General features: G+C 71.9%; 16 protein-coding genes. 8 read left to right on the forward strand and 8 right to left on the reverse strand.

Features of this window, described 5'->3' with window-relative positions; genetic code table 11:
* Positions 1–15: 15 nt before the first annotated feature.
* Genes ASG05_RS09140 through ASG05_RS09150 form a run of 3 tightly spaced genes read left to right on the forward strand, consistent with a single transcriptional unit; the run spans position 16 to position 3,350 of the window.
* The gene (locus ASG05_RS09140; protein ID WP_056259972.1) at positions 16–1,368 is read left to right on the forward strand and encodes an ABC transporter substrate-binding protein; all 1,353 of its coding nucleotides are present in this window, start codon (positions 16–18) and stop codon (positions 1,366–1,368) included.
* Between the two features lie 60 nt (positions 1,369–1,428).
* The gene (locus ASG05_RS09145; protein WP_056259975.1) at positions 1,429–2,388 is read left to right on the forward strand and encodes a carbohydrate ABC transporter permease; all 960 of its coding nucleotides are present in this window, start codon (positions 1,429–1,431) and stop codon (positions 2,386–2,388) included.
* Positions 2,385–3,350, forward strand: coding sequence for a carbohydrate ABC transporter permease (locus ASG05_RS09150; RefSeq protein ID WP_082486583.1), 966 nt, complete (start codon positions 2,385–2,387; stop codon positions 3,348–3,350). The genes ASG05_RS09145 and ASG05_RS09150 overlap by 4 nt, the downstream gene beginning before the upstream one ends.
* Positions 3,351–3,481: 131 nt before the next feature.
* Here the strand turns inward: ASG05_RS09150 and ASG05_RS09155 are convergent, their stop codons facing one another.
* The gene (locus tag ASG05_RS09155) at positions 3,482–3,889 is read right to left on the reverse strand and encodes a low molecular weight phosphatase family protein (RefSeq protein ID WP_056259977.1); all 408 of its coding nucleotides are present in this window, start codon (positions 3,887–3,889) and stop codon (positions 3,482–3,484) included.
* A gap of 125 nt (positions 3,890–4,014) precedes the next feature.
* On the opposite strand from ASG05_RS09155, the gene ASG05_RS09160 reads away from it, so the two are divergent.
* The gene (locus ASG05_RS09160) at positions 4,015–4,557 is read left to right on the forward strand and encodes an RNA polymerase sigma factor (protein ID WP_082486699.1); all 543 of its coding nucleotides are present in this window, start codon (positions 4,015–4,017) and stop codon (positions 4,555–4,557) included.
* Positions 4,547–5,797, forward strand: coding sequence for a hypothetical protein (locus ASG05_RS09165; protein WP_056259981.1), 1,251 nt, complete (start codon positions 4,547–4,549; stop codon positions 5,795–5,797). The genes ASG05_RS09160 and ASG05_RS09165 overlap by 11 nt, the downstream gene beginning before the upstream one ends.
* Positions 5,798–5,813: 16 nt before the next feature.
* Here ASG05_RS09165 and nhaA read toward each other — a convergent pair whose 3' ends face one another.
* From nhaA to ASG05_RS09185, 5 genes are all read right to left on the reverse strand, one after another.
* Positions 5,814–7,106: a Na+/H+ antiporter NhaA gene (nhaA, locus tag ASG05_RS09170; protein ID WP_056259983.1), complete on the reverse strand. Its 1,293-nt coding sequence runs from the start codon at positions 7,104–7,106 to the stop codon at positions 5,814–5,816.
* Positions 7,107–7,179: 73 nt separating this feature from the next.
* Positions 7,180–7,353, reverse strand: coding sequence for a hypothetical protein (locus tag ASG05_RS16300; RefSeq protein ID WP_157490152.1), 174 nt, complete (start codon positions 7,351–7,353; stop codon positions 7,180–7,182).
* A 250-nt stretch (positions 7,354–7,603) separates the two neighbouring features.
* Entirely contained in the window at positions 7,604–10,207 is a 2,604-nt protein-coding gene (locus ASG05_RS09175; protein WP_082486584.1) for an MMPL family transporter, read from the reverse strand.
* A 111-nt stretch (positions 10,208–10,318) separates the two neighbouring features.
* Positions 10,319–10,972, reverse strand: coding sequence for a TetR/AcrR family transcriptional regulator (locus ASG05_RS09180; protein WP_056259985.1), 654 nt, complete (start codon positions 10,970–10,972; stop codon positions 10,319–10,321).
* Between the two features lie 244 nt (positions 10,973–11,216).
* Positions 11,217–12,092, reverse strand: coding sequence for an SDR family NAD(P)-dependent oxidoreductase (locus tag ASG05_RS09185; RefSeq protein WP_056259987.1), 876 nt, complete (start codon positions 12,090–12,092; stop codon positions 11,217–11,219).
* 150 nt (positions 12,093–12,242) lie between these two features.
* Between ASG05_RS09185 and ASG05_RS09190 the strand changes: the two genes are divergently transcribed.
* Positions 12,243–13,268, forward strand: coding sequence for an SDR family NAD(P)-dependent oxidoreductase (locus tag ASG05_RS09190; protein ID WP_056259989.1), 1,026 nt, complete (start codon positions 12,243–12,245; stop codon positions 13,266–13,268).
* A gap of 109 nt (positions 13,269–13,377) precedes the next feature.
* Positions 13,378–13,977, forward strand: a complete 600-nt coding sequence (locus ASG05_RS09195) for a TetR/AcrR family transcriptional regulator (RefSeq protein ID WP_056259992.1) — start codon at positions 13,378–13,380, stop codon at positions 13,975–13,977.
* 74 nt (positions 13,978–14,051) lie between these two features.
* Here ASG05_RS09195 and ASG05_RS09200 read toward each other — a convergent pair whose 3' ends face one another.
* Positions 14,052–15,020 (reverse strand): aldo/keto reductase, encoded by a 969-nt coding sequence (locus ASG05_RS09200; RefSeq protein WP_056259993.1) that lies wholly within the window; start codon positions 15,018–15,020, stop codon positions 14,052–14,054.
* Positions 15,017–16,015: a helix-turn-helix transcriptional regulator gene (locus tag ASG05_RS09205; RefSeq protein ID WP_082486585.1), complete on the reverse strand. Its 999-nt coding sequence runs from the start codon at positions 16,013–16,015 to the stop codon at positions 15,017–15,019. The genes ASG05_RS09200 and ASG05_RS09205 overlap by 4 nt, the downstream gene beginning before the upstream one ends.
* 284 nt (positions 16,016–16,299) lie before the next feature.
* Here ASG05_RS09205 and ASG05_RS09210 point away from each other — a divergent pair, with 284 nt between their 5' ends.
* Positions 16,300–17,049: a GntR family transcriptional regulator gene (locus ASG05_RS09210; RefSeq protein ID WP_056259995.1), complete on the forward strand. Its 750-nt coding sequence runs from the start codon at positions 16,300–16,302 to the stop codon at positions 17,047–17,049.
* Positions 17,050–17,111 lie beyond the last annotated feature (62 nt).

Here is a 17,111-nt window from a genome sequence, read left to right on the forward strand (position 1 = left end):
CGAGGAAGAACCACCATGAAGAGAAAGACCACAGCAAAGGCGCTCGTGTCACTCGCCGTCGTGTCGGCGTTCGTGCTGACCGGCTGCGCGCCGTCCGGCGGATCGGGCGGCGGGTCGACCACCGCCCCCGTGTCGCAGGCAGACATCGACAAGGCCATGGACACCGACACCACCCTCACCTTCTGGACCTGGGTGCCCGACATCCAGCAAGAGGTCGACCTCTTCGAGGCGAAGTACCCGAAGATCAAGGTCGACGTCGTGAACGTCGGCACGGGCACCGCGCAGTACCCGAAGCTGCGCACCGCGCTCAAGGCCGGCAAGGGCGCGCCCGACGTCGCCCAGATCGAGTACCAGTACATCCCGTCGTTCCGTCAGACCGGCAGCCTCGTCGACCTGACCCCCTACGGAGGCGCGGACCTCGAGTCGAAGTACGTCCCGTGGGTCTGGAACCAGGTCGCGGACGACACCGGCGTCTGGTCGGTGCCGCAGGACTCCGGCCCGCTCGGCAACCTCTACCGCTCGGACATCTACGCGCAGGCCGGACTGACCGAGGCGCCCGAGACCTGGGCCGACTTCGCCTCGGACGCCCAGACGATCAAGGACAAGACCGGCTCGTACATCTCGAACCTGCCGGGCAACGACCCCGGCCAGGTCGTCGGGCTGTTCTGGCAGGCCGGCGCCAAGCCGTTCTCGTACGACGGTGACAAGACCGTCGGCATCGACCTCGACTCGACCGAGACGCAGAAGGTCGTGACCTTCTGGCAGGACCTCATCGACAAGGACCTCGTCTCGACCGACGCCGACTTCAACGACGCCTGGTACCAGGGCTTCTCGTCGGGCAAGTACGCCAGCTGGCAGACCGCCGCCTGGGGCCCCGTGTTCCTGCAGGGCACCGCCGCCAACACGAGCGGCAAGTGGACCGCCGCGAAGATCCCGCAGTGGAAGGCCGGCGAGGACGTCTCGGGCAACTGGGGCGGGTCGAGCGACGCCGTCATCACGGGCACGCAGAACCCCATCGCCGCAGCCGAGTTCAGCAAGTTCCTGAACAGCGACCCCGAGTCGACCCTCGCGTTCGCTAACAAGCAGTTCTTGTTCCCGACGACGACCGACACCCTGTCGAGCAGCGACTTCACCGACACCGCCTCGGACTTCTACGGCGGCCAGAAGGTCAACGAGCTCTTCGCGGGCGTCTCGGACACGGTCAGCACCGACTTCCAGTGGTTGCCGTTCATGGACTACGTCTACTCGAGCTTCAACGACACGCTCGGCAAGGCGATCGCCGACCACTCCGACCTGTCCGCGGCGCTGACGGCGTGGCAGGACGACGTCACCACCTACGCGAAGCAGCAGGGCTTCACCGTCAAGTAGTGCTCACGGGGGTGCCGCCCGCCCGCGGGCGGCACCCCCTCCAGCCCGGCAAGGAGCCCCATGTCCACCTCCGTCACCCCTCGTCGAGACGCGACCCGCGCCTCCTCGTCCCGTCAGCCCGCCACCCCGCGGCGCACGAGCTCGCTGCACCGTCCGCAGCTCGTCGCGGCCTGGGCGCTGGCGATCCCGTTCTTGATCGTGTTCGCCGCGATGTTCCTCGTGCCGCTCGGCTACGCGGGGTACCTCAGCACCTTCACCTCGCAGCTGGTCGGCGGGCAGGTCTTCTCGGGCCTGGCCAACTACAGCCGCGCCCTGAGCGACCCCAGCTTCTGGGCCGGCCTCGGCCGCGTCGCGCTGTTCCTCTTCGTGCAGGTGCCGATCATGCTCGTGATCGCCCTGTTCGTCGCCCTCGCCCTCGACACGGGTCGGGTGGCCGGCAGCAAGTTCGTCCGCCTGGCGATCTTCGTGCCCTACGCCGTGCCCGGCGTCGTCGCGACGCTGATGTGGGGCTACCTCTACGGCCGCGAGTCGGGCCTGATCGCCCAGGTGATCAGCGGTCTCGGGCTCACCCCGCCCGACCTGCTCTCGCCGCAGAACGTGCTCGGCAGCACGATGAACATCGTCAGCTGGGAGTTCATCGGCTACAACATGATCGTGCTCTACGCCGCACTGCGCAGCGTGCCGACCGAGATGTACGAGGCGGCCGAGATCGACGGTGCCGGGCCCTTCCGGGTGGCGTGGAGCATCAAGATCCCGGCGATCCGCTCGGCGATCCTGCTGACCGTGATCTTCTCGGTGATCGGCTCGTTCCAGCTGTTCAACGAGCCCAACCTGCTCTACAGCATCGCGCCCAACGCGATCGGGTCGGACTTCACCCCGAACCTCTACGCGTACAACGTCGCGTTCAAGAACCAGGACGTCAACTACGCCGCGGCCATCGCCTTCTTGCTCGGGTTCCTCATCATGATCATCAGCTACGTGGTGCAGCTCGCCACCTCACGCAAGGAGCGACTGTCGTGACGATCGCACCCGCACCCGTCGACACCGCCGGGGCCACCTCGGTCGACCGCCCCGCCCGACGTCTCGACGCCTCGGGAGGCGCGGGTCGGCGACGCCCGCGACGTCGCGTCGAGCGGTCGAAGCGCAAGACGCCGATCCTCACCGTGATCCTCTGGATCACGCTGGCGTACTTCCTGCTGCCGCTCGTCTGGCTGGCGATCCAGGCGACCAAGACGAACGGCGACATCTTCTCGACGTTCGGCCTGGCCTTCGGCCGCACCTTCGCCCTCGGCGACAACCTGGCGCAGCTGTTCACCTTCCAGGACGGCATCTTCGTGCAGTGGATGGGCAACACGGTGCTCTACGCCGTCGTCAGCTCGGTCGGTGCCGCGGTGCTCGCGACGATGTGCGGCTACTCGCTGGCGAAGTACGTCTTCAAGGGCAAGTCGTTCGTCTTCGGGCTGATCCTCGGCGCGGTCATGGTGCCGCTGACGGCCCTGGCGATCCCGACCTACCTGCTGTTCAGCGCGGCGAACCTGGTCGACACCCCGTGGGCGATCATCCTGCCGTCGCTGGTCAGCCCGTTCGGCGTCTACCTCATGCGCGTCTACGCGAGCGAGGCGGTCGACGACAGCCTGCTCGAGGCGGCCCGCATCGACGGGGCGGGCGAGCTGCGCATCTTCTTGACGATCGCGTCGCGGCTGCTCGCGCCGGGCATCGTCACCGTGCTGCTGTTCGCGCTGGTGTCGACCTGGAACAACTACTTCCTGCCGCTGATCATGCTGAACGACCCGTCGCTCTTCCCCGCGACGGTCGGCCTGGCGCAGTGGCAGCAGGCGGCGACCGGGGGCGGCGGCGCCCAGGTGCTGTTCTCGACGGTGCTGACCGGGTCGTTCGTGTCGATCCTGCCGCTCGTCGTGGCGTTCTTGTTCCTGCAGCGCTTCTGGCAGTCCGGCCTCAGCGCCGGCGGCGTGAAGGGCTAGCGGGCAGGCTCCCGCCCGACCGCCGGTTCACGGTGGAGGTCGGCGCGGGTGGGCCGTGGCCGTGGCAGCGGCGGCCCGGGAGGCGGTGGTGACGTTGAGAGGTCACCACCGCCTCCGTTCGTCGTGGGGCGTCAGAGGCGGGCGTGCAGGTCGGTGACGCGGGCGCGGATGTCGTCGCGGACGAGGCGCATGCGCTCCATGCCCTCGATGCCGCGCTCCGAGGGTTCGTCGGTGACCCACGTCTCGAACCGGGTGCCGGGCACCTCGTCGACCCGCGCCTCCTGACCGAGGACGACGACCACGTCGGCGTCGCGCACCATCTGCTCGGTCAGCGCCTTGGGGTGCTCGTCGCCGAGGTCGATGCCCAGTTCGGCGAGCGAGGCGACCGACTGGGCGTTGAGGGCGGTGCCGGGCGTCGTGCCGGCCGACACGACCGCGACCTCGTCGCCGGCGAGGTCGCGCATCAGGCCGGCGGCCATCTGCGACTTGCCCCCGTTCTTCTGGCAGACGAACAGGACGGAGGCGCGGGTCGGGGTCATGCGGGCACCCTACCGACCGCAGGTGACCGGGACCCCGGTCGTCGGGACGGGCCGTCCGCCGACCCGTCCGACATCCCGTGTCAGGTTCGTCCGTTCCGCGACACTCCTCTAGTGAGGGGGTGGACGTGGATCACGACACGGAGGGCGACGACGAGCTCGTCAGGCGCACGGTCGGGGGTGACCAGCGCGCGCTGTCGGCGCTGTTCGACCGGCACGCGCCGACGGTGACCCGGTACGCCTGGGCGCTGGCCGAGACGCGCATGGACGTCGAGGAGATCGTGCAGGACACCTTCGTCACCCTCTGGAAGAAGGTCGACCAGATCGACCTGCCCGACGACTCGCTGCTGCCCTGGCTGCTGGTCGTCTGCCGCAACCACGCCGCGAACCTGCGCCGCAAGCAGGCCCGCACCGCCGCCGACGCGCTCCCCGACGACCTGGTCGCACCCGACGACGGCCAGGAGGCGCGCGACCGGCTGAGGTGGGTCCGCGACGAGATCGACGCCCTCGGCCCGGTCGACCGGCAGATCGTCGAGCTCTGCCTGATCGAGGGACGCCCCTACGGCGAGGCCGCGGCGCAGGTCGGCCTGAGCCTCGGCGCCGTCACCCAACGCGTGTCGCGCACCCGATCGCGACTGAAGAAGAAGGCGGTGATGAACGATGAACTCTGAGCCCCCCACCGGAGACGACCTGGCCCGCCTGCTCGTCACGATGAAGCAGAACGTCCTCGAACGCACCACGGAGTCCCCGCGCCGCAAGCGCCACCGCAACCTCGGCCTCGGCCTCGGCCTCGCGGCACTGCTCGCGATCGGCGGCGGCTCGGGAGCCCTCGCCCTCGGCATGCTGCCCTCGCCGTTCCGGGCGTCGGCCCCGGCCACGCCGACCGGCACGCCCACGCCGTCGCCGACCGTCACCCCGACGGCGACGCCGCGGCCGACGCCGACGGTGGCACCCGTGGTGGCACCGCAACCGTCCGTGCCGATCGACTGCGCGACGCTCGCGAGCGGCGTCCGGATGGACCTGTTCATCCCGTCGCCCGAGCTGGGCGCACCCGATCTCGTCGACCCGACCGCGGCCTCGTTGCTCGAGAACGGAGTTCTGACCTGCACATGGGACTCGTCCGTGCAGTCGCACTCGGACGTGATCGTCTCGGTGTCGGCCGATCGTGACAAGGGACTCGAGAACGTCGACCCGCTCCGCGGAGCCGGCTGGAGGTCGGTGGGGGTCGGAGACAGTTCGGCCATGAACTGCAGCGAAGACGGCTGTTTCGCGAGCCTGGTCGCCGGGCCCTGGTGGGTCCAGTTCGAGTCCACCGACGTCGACGGTTGGAAAGGGGCGGTGACCGCCGAGACGCGCGCCGCGAACACGACCGCGTCCCTGCAGCTGGTCGTCGACCGACTCGACGGGCTCGTGCCACGACCCGCCTGGACGCGACCTGCCTCGTCGTGGAGCCAGGTCGACGACTGCTCGCGGCTGGCCCCGGGCGTGGCGTTGGGCGAGGTGATCGGCTCGCCCCGACTCGAGGGGCCGTTCCCCAGCCCCCTCTACGCCCCGGGGCGGATGTCCACCGAGGTCGATCAGGCGTTGCTGTGCCAGTGGATGGTCCCGTCCGTCGCCGACAGCCCGACCACCGAGGTCGGCGAGGTGTACGTGTCGCTGGGCACCGGCAGCGGCTGGGCCGTCGACGAGACGACCTCGACGGACTCGATCGAACGCTCACCGGCGACGGTGGCCGGGGCTGACGGTGCCGAATACGTCTGCCTCTACGGCGAGGGCAGCTCGTGCTCCGTGAACGTGCTGACGGACGGGTCCTGGCTGCAGGTCGGATCAGGCAACGCGCATGGGCCGGATCTGGAGCGCGTGCTCGTCGCGGCCGCGGAGGCGATCGTCGCGACGCGTCCCGCGGGCTGACCCGCGCCTCCTGCGCTCAGGCCTCGGCGCCCGCGCGCCGCCGACCGCGCACGGCGAGGATCGTGCCGCCGATCAGCGCCGAGACGAGCGAGCCGACGAGGACGCCGACCTTGACGACGTCGTCCTGAGCGCTGCCGGCTCCGTAGGCGAGCTCGCCGACGAGCAGCGACACGGTGAACCCGATGCCGGCCACGAACGAGAGGCCGACGACGTCTCCCCACCGCAGGGTCGGGTCGAGTCGGATGCCGGGCAGCCGCGTGACCAGCAGCGACGCCCCCGTGATGCCGATCGACTTGCCGAGCACGAGCGCGACGACGATGCCGAACGCGACGCTGTCACCGAGCGACTCGACCAGGCCCGAGAAGCCGCCGACGGTGACGCCGGCCGAGAAGAACGCGAAGATCGGCACGGCGACACCCGACGAGACCGGGCTCCAGCGTTCGGCGAAGTGGTGCGTCAGCGGGTGCCGCTCCTCGTGGCCGTCGGGGCCGACGTGCGTGACGCCGGCCCGCGCCGTGGCCACCGCGGGCACGAGCAGCCCGAGCACGACACCGGCGATCGTGGCGTGCACCCCCGAGGCGTGCACCAACGCCCAGGCGACGACCCCGAGCGGGATCAGCAGCCTCCACGACCGCACCCCGCGGCGGACGAGCAGGGCGAAGGCGGCCAGCGGCAGCAGCGCGAGCAGCAGCGGCACGAAGGCGATGCCCGCCGTGTAGAACACCGCGATGATCGTGATGGCGATGAGATCGTCGACCACGGCCAGGGTCAACAAGAAGGTGCGCAGGGCGGGCGGCAGTCGCTTGCCGACGACGGCGATCACGGCGACGGCGAACGCGATGTCGGTGGCGGCCGGGATCGCCCAGCCCTGCAGGGCGTCGGGCCCGGCGCCGAGATTGACCAGCGTGAAGATCAGCGCCGGCAGCGCGACCCCGCCGACCGCCGCCGCGATGGGCAGCACGGCGACCCGGGGGTCGCGCAACGAGCCGGCGACGAACTCCTGCTTCAGCTCGAGGCCGACCACGAAGAAGAAGATCGCGAGCAGGCCGTCGGCCGCCCAGGCCCCGACGCTCAGGTTCAGGTGGAGCGCCTCGGGGCCGAACGAGACGTCGCGCACCTGCGCGTAGAACGCCCCGGCCGGGCTGTTGGCCAGGACGAGGGCGAGCACCGTCGCACCGAGCAACAGCAGGCCACCGGTGGTGTCACGACTGAGGAACCGCGAGAGGCGGGCTCCCCGACCCTCGGCGTGCGGGGCGTGCGTCGGGGAGGGAGGTGTGGCCGTCGGGTCGGCAGGGGTGGGCTGGGTCATGGTCGTCGTCTTTCGAGAGCGAAGGTGGGCAGGGCGGCACGACCGCTCGACCCGTCGACGACGAGGAGCGGCGTCACGCCACGGGCGGCGGGCACCCGGCGATCTCGCCGTGGGCGTTGCTGCCCCACAGGCTCATCCAGCCGTTCGTTCCGCAGGTGCGCTTCGTCAGCACGAACCGCTTCGGGAACGCCTGCTGTGCCGTGCGCACCCGGCGCGGGGCGCGGCTCGGGCAGGCGGGGGACGACATGGCCCCAGGGTACCGCCGGGCTCCGTGGGCAGGCCGACCCGCGCCTCCTGCGCCTCGTGTCTTCTGCGCCCCGTGCCTCCTGCGCCCCGTGTCTTCTGCGCCCCGTGCCTCCTGCGCCCCGACGGCGCCGAGGTCAGGAGGCGCGGGTGGCGCTCCGAAGGCCGGTCACGGTCGGACGACACCGCCGAGTGGACGTCGCACCGCCGCATTCGGCGGTGCGACGTCCACTCGGCGGTGCGACGTGCGGGGGTCAGCCGGCGTGACGCCCGTGGTGGTCGGGGTCGCTGCCGTCGGGCACCGCGTCGACGGGGACGGTCGGGTCGACGTGCGAGACGTGCCCGCCCGAGCCGGCGTCCGCGGCCGAGGCGTGCGGATGCGACCGTTCGAGGGAGGCGCCCTCGACGTCGACGTCCGGCAGGATGCGGTCGAGCCACTTCGGCAGCCACCACGCGGATTCTCCGAGGAGGTGCATCACGGCCGGGATCAGCAGGAGGCGGACGACGAACGCGTCGAAGAGCACCCCCAGCGCCAGGCCCAGGCCGATCGACTGGATCAGCACCGAGTTCGAGAACACGAAGCCCGAGAACACCGCCGTCATGATCAGCGCCGCGGCCGTGACCACGGTGCGTCCGGCGTGGACGCCGCGCTGCACCGCGAGCCGGGCGGACGAGCCGTGGGCGTGCGCCTCGCGCATGCCGCTGACCAGGAACAGCTGGTAGTCCATCGCGAGGCCGAAGAGCACGCCGACCATGAGGATGGGCAGGAAGCTCAGGATGGGCCCCGGGTCGTGCACGCCGAACACCGGGCCGAGCCAGCCCCACTGGAAGACCGCGGTGACGCCACCGAACGCGGCGAACAGCGACAGCACGAAGCCGATGGTGGCGGTGACCGGCACGAGGATCGACCGGAACACGAAGATCAGGATGATCAGCGACAGCCCGACGACCACGAGCAGGTAGAGCGGCAGGGCACCCGCCAGCTTCTCGCTCACGTCGATGTTGCCCGAGGCGTTGCCCGCGACGCCGAGCGACGAGACGTCGTCGATGTCGAGGCCGCGCAGGTCGCGCACGAGCTGCTCGGTCGACTCGGCGGTCGGCCCGCCCTTCGGCACGACCTGGAACGCCAGCAGCGTGTCGTCGTCCGAGGCGCCGATCGGGGCGATCGCGGCGACGTCGTCCTGGCCTTTCAAGATGGTGCCGATGCGCACCTGCTCCGAGACGAGGTCGTCGTCCGAGATCGCGGTCGGCAGGTCGGCGACGACGACCAGGGGGCCGTTGACGCCGGCGCCGAACTTCTCGTCGATCAGCTTGTACGCCTTGTACGCGCTCGAGTCGACCGGCTCGGACGACCCGGCGGGCAGGCCGAGGCGCATCGACAGCGCGGGGATCGCGATGATCAGCAGCACGGCGACCCCGGCCACGAGGGTCAGCACGGCCCGGACGGTGCTCATCGGCTTCGTCGGGACGCGCACGGCGCCGGTGTGGCCGACGGCCTTCCGGGCCTTCTTGGTCAGGATGCGCAGGCCGACGAGGCGCAGCAGCGCCGGCGTGAGCGTGATGGCGATGAGGATCGCCACGAACACGCAGACGGCGCCGACCGTGCCCATCAGGCCGAGGAAGGGGATGCCGGTCAGGTTGAGCGCGAGCAGGGCGATCAGCACCGTCGAGCCCGCGAACACCACGGCGTTGCCGGACGTGCCGTTGGCCAGGCCGATCGACTCGTGCAGCGGCACCCCCTCTTTCAGCTGGGTGCGGTGCCGGTTGAGGATGAACAGCGAGTAGTCGATGCCGACCGCGAGCCCGAGCATGACGCCGAGCACGGGGGTGACCGAGAGCATCTCCACGGCGCCCGACAGCGACAGCGAGGCGAGCACGCCGACGCCGACGCCGATCAGGGCGTTGATCAGGGGCAGGCCCGCACCGATCAGGGTGCCGAGCATGACGAACAGCACGATGGCGGCGATCAAGACGCCGGCCACCTCGCCCGGGCCGAAGACCTCGGGGATGGTGGAGGCGATGTCGTTCGACACCTCGACGGCGACGCCGTCGATCGACGCGTCGTCCATCGCCTCGACGACGGCCTCCTTGTTCTCGCTGGTGACGAGGTTGAGGGCCTTGTCGAACTGGATGTTCGCGACGGCGGTGGTGCCGTCGGTCGACACCTGGCGGATGCCGTCGGTCAGCTCGAGCAGCTTCGCGCCCTCTTCGAGCGTGGCGCTCTGCGTCTCGAGCTCGGCCTTGCTCGCGTCGAGCGTGGCCTGCTGCGTGGCGATCTGCTGCGTGCCCGCGTCGAGCTGGGCCTGCTGCGCCTCGAGCTGGGGCGTGGCGGCGGCGAGCGCGGCCTCGCCGGCGGCCTGCGCCTGGGCCTTGGCGGCGTCGAGCTGCTGCTGGCCGGCGGTGATCTGGGCCGTCGCGGCGTCGATCTGCTGCTGACCCGAGGTCAGTTGCGCCTCGCCGGCGGTGATCTGGGCGCGGCCGTCGGTGATCTTCTGCGCCTGGTCGTCGATCTGCTGCTGGGTGGCGAAGGGGTCGGTGGTGCCCTTGACGTCGTCCAGCCCCTCGGCATCGGTCAGCAGGGCCGCGATGTCGGACTTCTGCTGGTCGGTGAACGCGGAGTCGTCGGTGGTCGTGAAGACGACCGTGCCGGTGCCGCCGCTGGCCTGGGGGAACTTCTCGGCGAGCTCGTCGCTGACCTTCTGGGTCGCCGTGCCGGGGATGCTGACGGCCGTGGTGAGCGTGCCGCCGAACAGCGCGAAGGCGCCGCCGGCGAGGCCGAGCACGACCAGCCAGGCCACGATGACGAGCCAGGCCCGCCGGGCCGAGAACCGGCCGAGTCGATAGAGCAGGGATGCCATGGGTGTCTGTTCCTCCAGGGTGGTGCGGGGTGATGCGGGTTGCGGGGGGTGGGCCTCACGTCGCGTCGTCGAGAAGGAGGTGCGGGTCGGCCGGGCGCACCGGCCGACGGGTCAGGGGGTGGTCGGGGTGGGCCCGTAGCCGGTGCGGATGCTCGTCACCATGCGGTCGAGCAGGTCGGCCCAGACCGCGCGGCTGTCGTCGTCGACGACGGCCCCGGTGCGGACGATCCAGTGCCGGGCGACGACGGCGATGCCGTTCATCAGCGAGCTGACGAGCACCTCGGCCTCGAGCGGGTCGGTGGCGGGGCTGCGCTCGGCCGTCTCGACCGAGAGCTGCTCGGTGACGCGGGTGAAGACGTCCTGGATCAGGCTGTGCGACCGAGGGTCGCTGCCGTCGTCGCCGAGCACGCCCCAGAGGTACGAGACGACCGCCGGCAGGTCGATGACCTGCATGGCCTGGATGATCTCGGCGAACAAGGAGGCGCGGCTGCCGTCCCCGACGGGCGCCGCGGCGGTCGCGGCCCGGAACTCGTCGACCGCACCGGTGAGCACTCGGGTGCAGGCCGTCATGACGACCTCGTCGAGCGACGAGAAGTGGTTGAAGACCGTGCGGCGCGAGACGTCGGCGCGTTCGGCGAGCTCGTCGACGCTGAACCGGGGTGCGCCGCGCTCGGCGATGAGCGCGTCGGCGGCGTCGACGATGTCCTGGCGGTGCTTCGCCTTGAGGGCGGCACGGCGGTCGGGCACCAGGCTCTTGACGGTCACCTGCCTACACTAAGTGCAGCGACGCACTCGGTGCACCCACCTCGGCTGGGCAGTCGCTGGGACTTGGGCGGCCGGAAGCGGCGTCCGTACCCCGCCCGCCCCGCGCCTCCTCGTTCCCGCTGTCGCCCTGGCGACGCGAGGGTCGAGTGGTCTCGAGACGTCCTTCGCATCCCGCGGAAGGACGTTTCGCGACCACTCGACCAGCCCGAGGCGAGATCGTGGGCGGGCGGGGGCGCGTTCTGCGCTAGATCGTCTCGTCGAGGTCGAGCAGGCGGGCGCTCTCGTCCCACAGGCGGCGGGCGAGGTCCGCGTCGTTCGCCTGGCGCGCCACGCGGCCCGGCGCCTTGAGCCGGTCGAAGTAGTTGCCGCTCGGTGCCGGCACGGTCGTCGCCCCGGCGAGGCGGATCAGGGGCTCGGCGCCGTCCTCGGTCGAGACCGCGAGGCGCTTGGCGGCCGTCATGAACGCGCCGGTGCCGCCGAAGCCCGAGGCGACGAACCCGGGGTGGAACGCGTACGCGTCGACCCCGCCGCCGGCGCGCGGCAGGCGTCGGGCCAGCTCGCGCGTGAACAGCACGTTGAGCAGCTTCGAGGTGCCGTAGGCACGGAACCCGCCGGCCCACGGCCCCGCCGAGTTGTCGAGATCGTCGAGGTCGACCTTGCCGAAGAGGTTGCCGGCACTCGAGGTCTGGACGATGCGGACCGACCCGGGCCGCGCGTCCTTCGCGGTCTCGAGGAGGCGCGGCGTCAGCAGGGCCGTCAACAGGAACGGTGCGAGGTGGTTGCCCTGGAACGTCGTCTCGTGGCCGTCGACGGTCGTCGACCGCTCGGGGATCGTCGCCCCGGCGTTGTTCGCGAGGACGTGGATGCGCGGCAACTCGGCGAGCAGCTGCTCTGCGAGGTCACGGACGCTCGCGAGGTCGGAGAAGTCGGCGAGGTAGGCCCGGCCACCGACCTCGTGCGCGACGGTGCGGGTGCGGTCGGGGTTGCGGCCGACGACGGCGACGGTGGCGCCGAGGCGGGCGAGTTCGTGGGCGGCGGCGCGGCCGATGCCCGAGCTGGCCCCGGTGACGACGACGGTCTGGTCGTCGAGGCGGGCGGCGGGAGGCAGGGTGACGGTCATGCAGGGGACGCTAGGCGGGATGCCCCGCGGCCGGGCGGCGGTCGGCGATCTCTCGGCGGGCACTCAGCCGGAGGGGGCTCGAACCGCGGTACCGTCTCGATGCGAGACAACCTGTCTCGTAATGACTTCCCCGCTCAGAGAAGAGACGACATGTCCGACGCCACCGCCCCCCTGACCGGCTCCAGCACCGTCGGCGCCTGGCTCGACCACCCCGAGGGCGGCCCCGCGATCCGCGCCGCCCTCGGCCAGGGAGGCGCGTTCGACGAGAGCGCGCTGGCCCCGGTCCGCGGCCTGCCGCTGCAGCAACTCGTCGTGATGAGCCAAGGGCAGGTGCCGCAGGAACTCGTCGACGGACTGGTGCTGCAGGTGAACGGAGGGGTCGTGCCCGACGAGGCGGACGACGCCGACGGCCCGTGGCGCGAGACCGTCACGCCCGGGCGCTTCGCGGGCCGGACGGTGGTCGTCACGGGTGCCGCGTCCGGCATCGGCCGCGCGACGGCGTCGCGTGTGGCCCGCGAGGGCGGTCGCGTCGTCGCCGTCGACCTCTTCGCCGACAAGCTGGAGGCGCTGGTCGCCTCCCTGCCCGACGCCGACCTGGTGACCGTGGTCGGCGACATCACCAAGCAGGACGACGTCGACGCCGTGGTCGCGGCCGCCGGCGACCGCATCGACGCCCTCGCCAACATCGCGGGCGTCAACGACGACTTCTCGCCGCTGCACGAGACCAGCGACGCGATGTGGGACCGCGTCATCGGCATCAACCTGACCGGCGCGTTCAAGCTGTCGCGCGCCGTGATCCCCGTCATGCTCGCGGCCGGGCGCGGCTCGGTGGTGAACGTCGCCTCCGAGGCGGGGCTGCGCGGCAACGCGTCGGGCAACGCCTACACGGTGTCGAAGCACGGCGTGGTCGGGCTGACGAAGTCCGCGGCGTTCATGTACGCGACGCAGGGCATCCGGGTGAACGCGGTCGCCCCCGGCGGCGTCGCGACGGGCATCCCCTTCCCGGCGAACGTGTCCGAGGCGGGGTCGGCGCGGCTGCGGCCCTTCCAGGCGGCGATCCCGACGATCGCGACCGCCGAGGAGCTCGCCGCGTCGATCACCTTCCTGCTGAGCGACGACGCCGTGAACGTCAACGGCGCGATCCTCGCCAGCGACGGCGGCTGGTCGGTGCAGTAGCGGCGGACGGCGGCGGGCCTCGGCCTGCGGCGGCGAGACCGGGCGGCCGCCGGCGGCGGCGAGACCGGGCGGGCAGGAGACGGCACGAGGGGTGCACGAGGATGGACCGATGAGCACCGCACGCCCCGCCCGCCCCGGTCGCGCCCGCAGCGAGGCCGCCCGTCTGGCGATCCTCGAGGCGACCCGCGACGAGCTGGCCGAGCGCGGCTACGACAAGCTGTCGCTCGACCGCATCGCGGCGGCGGCCGGGGTGGGCAAGGCGACCATCTACCGCTGGTACCCGGCCAAGGCGGCACTCGTGGCCGAGGGCATGCTCACGGGACACCTGCTGCCCCACCTCGAGGTGCCCGACACGGGCGACGTGCGTCGGGACGTGCTCGACTGGCTCCGCGCCTCCTTCGCGGCCTTCGCCTCGCCCGCGGCGGGCGGGCTGGTCCGGGCGTCGATCGCGGCGACCGCCGAGGACGCCGCCGTCGCCGAGCAGTACGACGACCGGGTCACCTCGGTCACGAGGGCTGCGTTGCTGGCCCGTCTCGAGACCGGGAGGCGCGCGCGGCAGCTCCGGGACGACGCGCCGCTCGACGCCCTGGTCGAGTCGCTGATCGGCACCGTGCTGCTGCACGTCGTGACCCGCCGCGACCCCGGGCCGGCCGCGCTCGAGGCGACCGTCGGGCTGCTCTTCGACGGCGTCGCGGCCCGCCCGGCCTGAGTCACGGTCGCTGCCCGCCCGGCCTGAGCCACGGCCTGACGGGCCCGGTCACGGACGAACGGAGCGCCGCGGCGTCACCACCAGAACGGCGCCTGCGGGCGGTAGGGCTCCTCGAGCCGGCGGACGTCGTCGTCGGTCAGCTCGACGTCCAGGGCGGCGACCGCGTCGGCGAGGTGGTGCGGCTTCGTGGCGCCGACGATCGGGGCCGACACGACGGGGTTGCGCAGCACCCACGCCACCGCGACCTGCGCCATCGACACCCCGTGCTCGTCGGCGACCTGCTCGACGGCGTCGACGATCGGGCCGTCGTCGTCGCTGTCGAAGGCCTTCGCGACCTCGTCGACCGCCGAACGCTCGGTGGTCGCGCCGCGCGGTCGGGTGAGCCGCCCCTTGCCCTGCGGCGAGTACGGCACGAGCCCCACGCCGAGGTCGGCGCAGAGCGGGATCATCTCGCGCTCTTCTTCTCGCTTGAGCAGGTTGTACTGGTCCTGCATCGTGGCGAAGGGCGTCCAGCCGTTGACCACGGCGGCGGTCTGCATCTTCGCGAACTGCCAGGCGTACATGCTCGACGCGCCCGTGTACCGGACCTTGCCCGCCCCCACCAGGTCGTGGAGCGCCTCCATGGTCTCTTCGACCGGGGTCTCGGGGTCGAACCGGTGGATCTGGTAGAGGTCGACGTGGTCGGTGCCGAGGCGCGTCAGCGAAGCGTCGACCTGCTCGAGGATCGCCGCGCGCGACAGGCCCGAGCCGCCCGGGCCGTCGTGCATCCGACCGCTGACCTTGGTCGCCAGCACGACGTCCTCGCGTCTCGTGTACTCGCGGATCGCCCGGCCGACGAACTCCTCGCCGGTGCCCTGCTGGTAGACGTTCGCGGTGTCCCAGAACGTCACCCCGAGCTCGACGGCCTGGCGGAAGAATGGCGCCGACGCCTCCTCGTCGAGCGTCCACGAGTGCAGGCCGCGGGTGGGGTCGCCGTAGCTCATGCAGCCGAGCCCGATGCGGCTGACCTGCAGGCCTGTGGTGCCGAGGCGCGTGTACTTCACGAGCGCGCCTCCCCCGCCTGCGGGGACGAGGCGGCCCCGGAGGCGCGGGTCGCGTCGACCCCGGAGGCGCGCGTCGCGTCGTCCCCGGAGGCGCGCGTCGCGTCGACGGCCTCGCCGGCCGGCCCGGGCGCGGCCTGGGCGGCGGCCTGCGGTGCGGCCCAGCTGGCGAGGAGGCGGAGGCGGTCCTCGGTGGGCGACCCCGGCTCGGCGCTGTAGACCAAGAAGTTGAGGCCCGGGCGGCCCATCGGCTCCATCGCCTCGTAGACCATGTCGAGGTCGCCGACGACGGGGTGGTGGAAGAGCTTCTGGCCCGAGGCGTGGTGGCGCACCTCGTGCGCGCCCCAGCGAGTGCGGAACTCGTCACTCCGGGTGGAGAGCTCGCCGACGAGGTCGTGCAGCGCCCGGTCGTGCGGGTCGCGGCCCGCCTCGGTGCGCAGGATGGCCACGTTGATGTCGGCCGCGACCGACCACGACGGGTAGAAGGCCTCGGCGAGCTCGCGGTGCAGGAAGACGAAGCGGGCGAGGTTCACCGGCCGCTCGTCGAGCGCGTAGAGGTCGGAGTACAGGGCGCGGAACAGGGCGTTCTCGGCGAGCACGTCCATCCGGCCGTTGCGGACGAACGCGGGCCCGGCCGTCACCGCGTCGAGCACGAGCTGCATGCTGCGCGAGACGCTCTCGGGCGCACGGCGGCAACGCCGGGCGCGCACGGGCGACTCGGCAGCGGCGCGGGCGAGGTCGGCCAGGTGCTCGCGTTCGGCGTCGTCGAGCAACAGCGCCGTCGCGAGCGAGTCGAGCACGGCCTCGGACGCTCCGCCCAGGTGTCCGCGTTCGAGTCGCGTGTAGTACTCGACGCTGACGCCCGCGAGCAGCGCCACCTCGCTCCGCCGCAGTCCGGGCACGCGGCGCCCGGGTCCGCCCGGCAGCTCGACCTGCTCGGGCCGCACCCGCGCCCGTCGGCTGGTCAGGAAGTCACGGATCTCGCTCTCGGTGTCCATGCCCACACGCTACGACGCGGGCGGGGCGCGGTGGGATGCCCTGGCGGTGACCCCTTCGGCCGCCCTGTCGACGTGGTTGGGCCAGGCGTCAGCCGACCGCGTCGCGCAAGGCCCCGTCAACCGGCCGCTCTCACCGAGCGGCACCGGGGCGGCCGCTCTCGTGATGGCAGCCGGAACACTGCTCAAGCGCTCCTTCGCAAAAGAAATGGTCATTACACCTGCGGTGTCGAACGCCCGGAGCTCGACATCCTCCTCAGCTGCCACCCGCTCGGTAAGATCCGCACGTGCCCTCGACCCTCTACGAGCAGATCGCCGACGACCTGCGTCGACGCATCCTGAGCGGCGACCTCGCGGTCGGCGACGACGTGCCGAGCGAGGGCGAGCTGGCCGAGCAGTGGCGGACCTCGCGCGGGCCGATCCGCAACGCCCTGGCCGCCCTGCGCTCCGAGGGGTTGGTCGAGACCCGGCGCGGTCGTCCGGCACGGGTCGTCGCCCGCAAGGCGCACCACCCGGTCGACGTGTCGATCCCCTTCACGAAGTGGGTGCGCGACGTCGGCGGCGAGCCCGGGGCCCGCACGCAAGAGATCTCGTTGCGCCGTGCCGACGACGACAAGGCCCGTTCGCTCGGTATCGAGCCCGGCGACCTCGTGGTCGACGTCGTCCGCCTGCGACTCGTGGACGGTCGCCCCACGATGCTCGAGCGGCTCACCTTCATCGAGGAGGTCGGGCGCGTGCTGCTCGACGTCGACCTCGACACGGTGTCGATCACCGAGTACCTCGACTCGCGCGGCTACGGCTACGCCGACATCGACCACGAGATCGACGCGGTCGCCGCCGACGACCTCGACGCCGAGTTGTTGGGGGTCGAGCCGGGCACGCCGATCCTGCGCCTGCACCGGGTCACGCGCGGCGCCGACGGTCGCACGTTCGAGGCCTCGGACGACCGCTACCGCAGCGACATCGTCCGCTTCACCGTCTCGGCCTCGGGCCGCGCCCGGGCCGGCGACCACTTCATCCGCGCGATCGGCCCCTGACCCGCCCCTGCCGGACCACGTCCGGCGGCCGGTCGCGCGGGACCTCCTCCGTGACCACACCC

This window comes from Frigoribacterium sp. Leaf186, from assembly GCF_001423905.1.
In the GTDB taxonomy this organism is placed as follows: Bacteria; Actinomycetota; Actinomycetes; order Actinomycetales; family Microbacteriaceae; genus Frigoribacterium.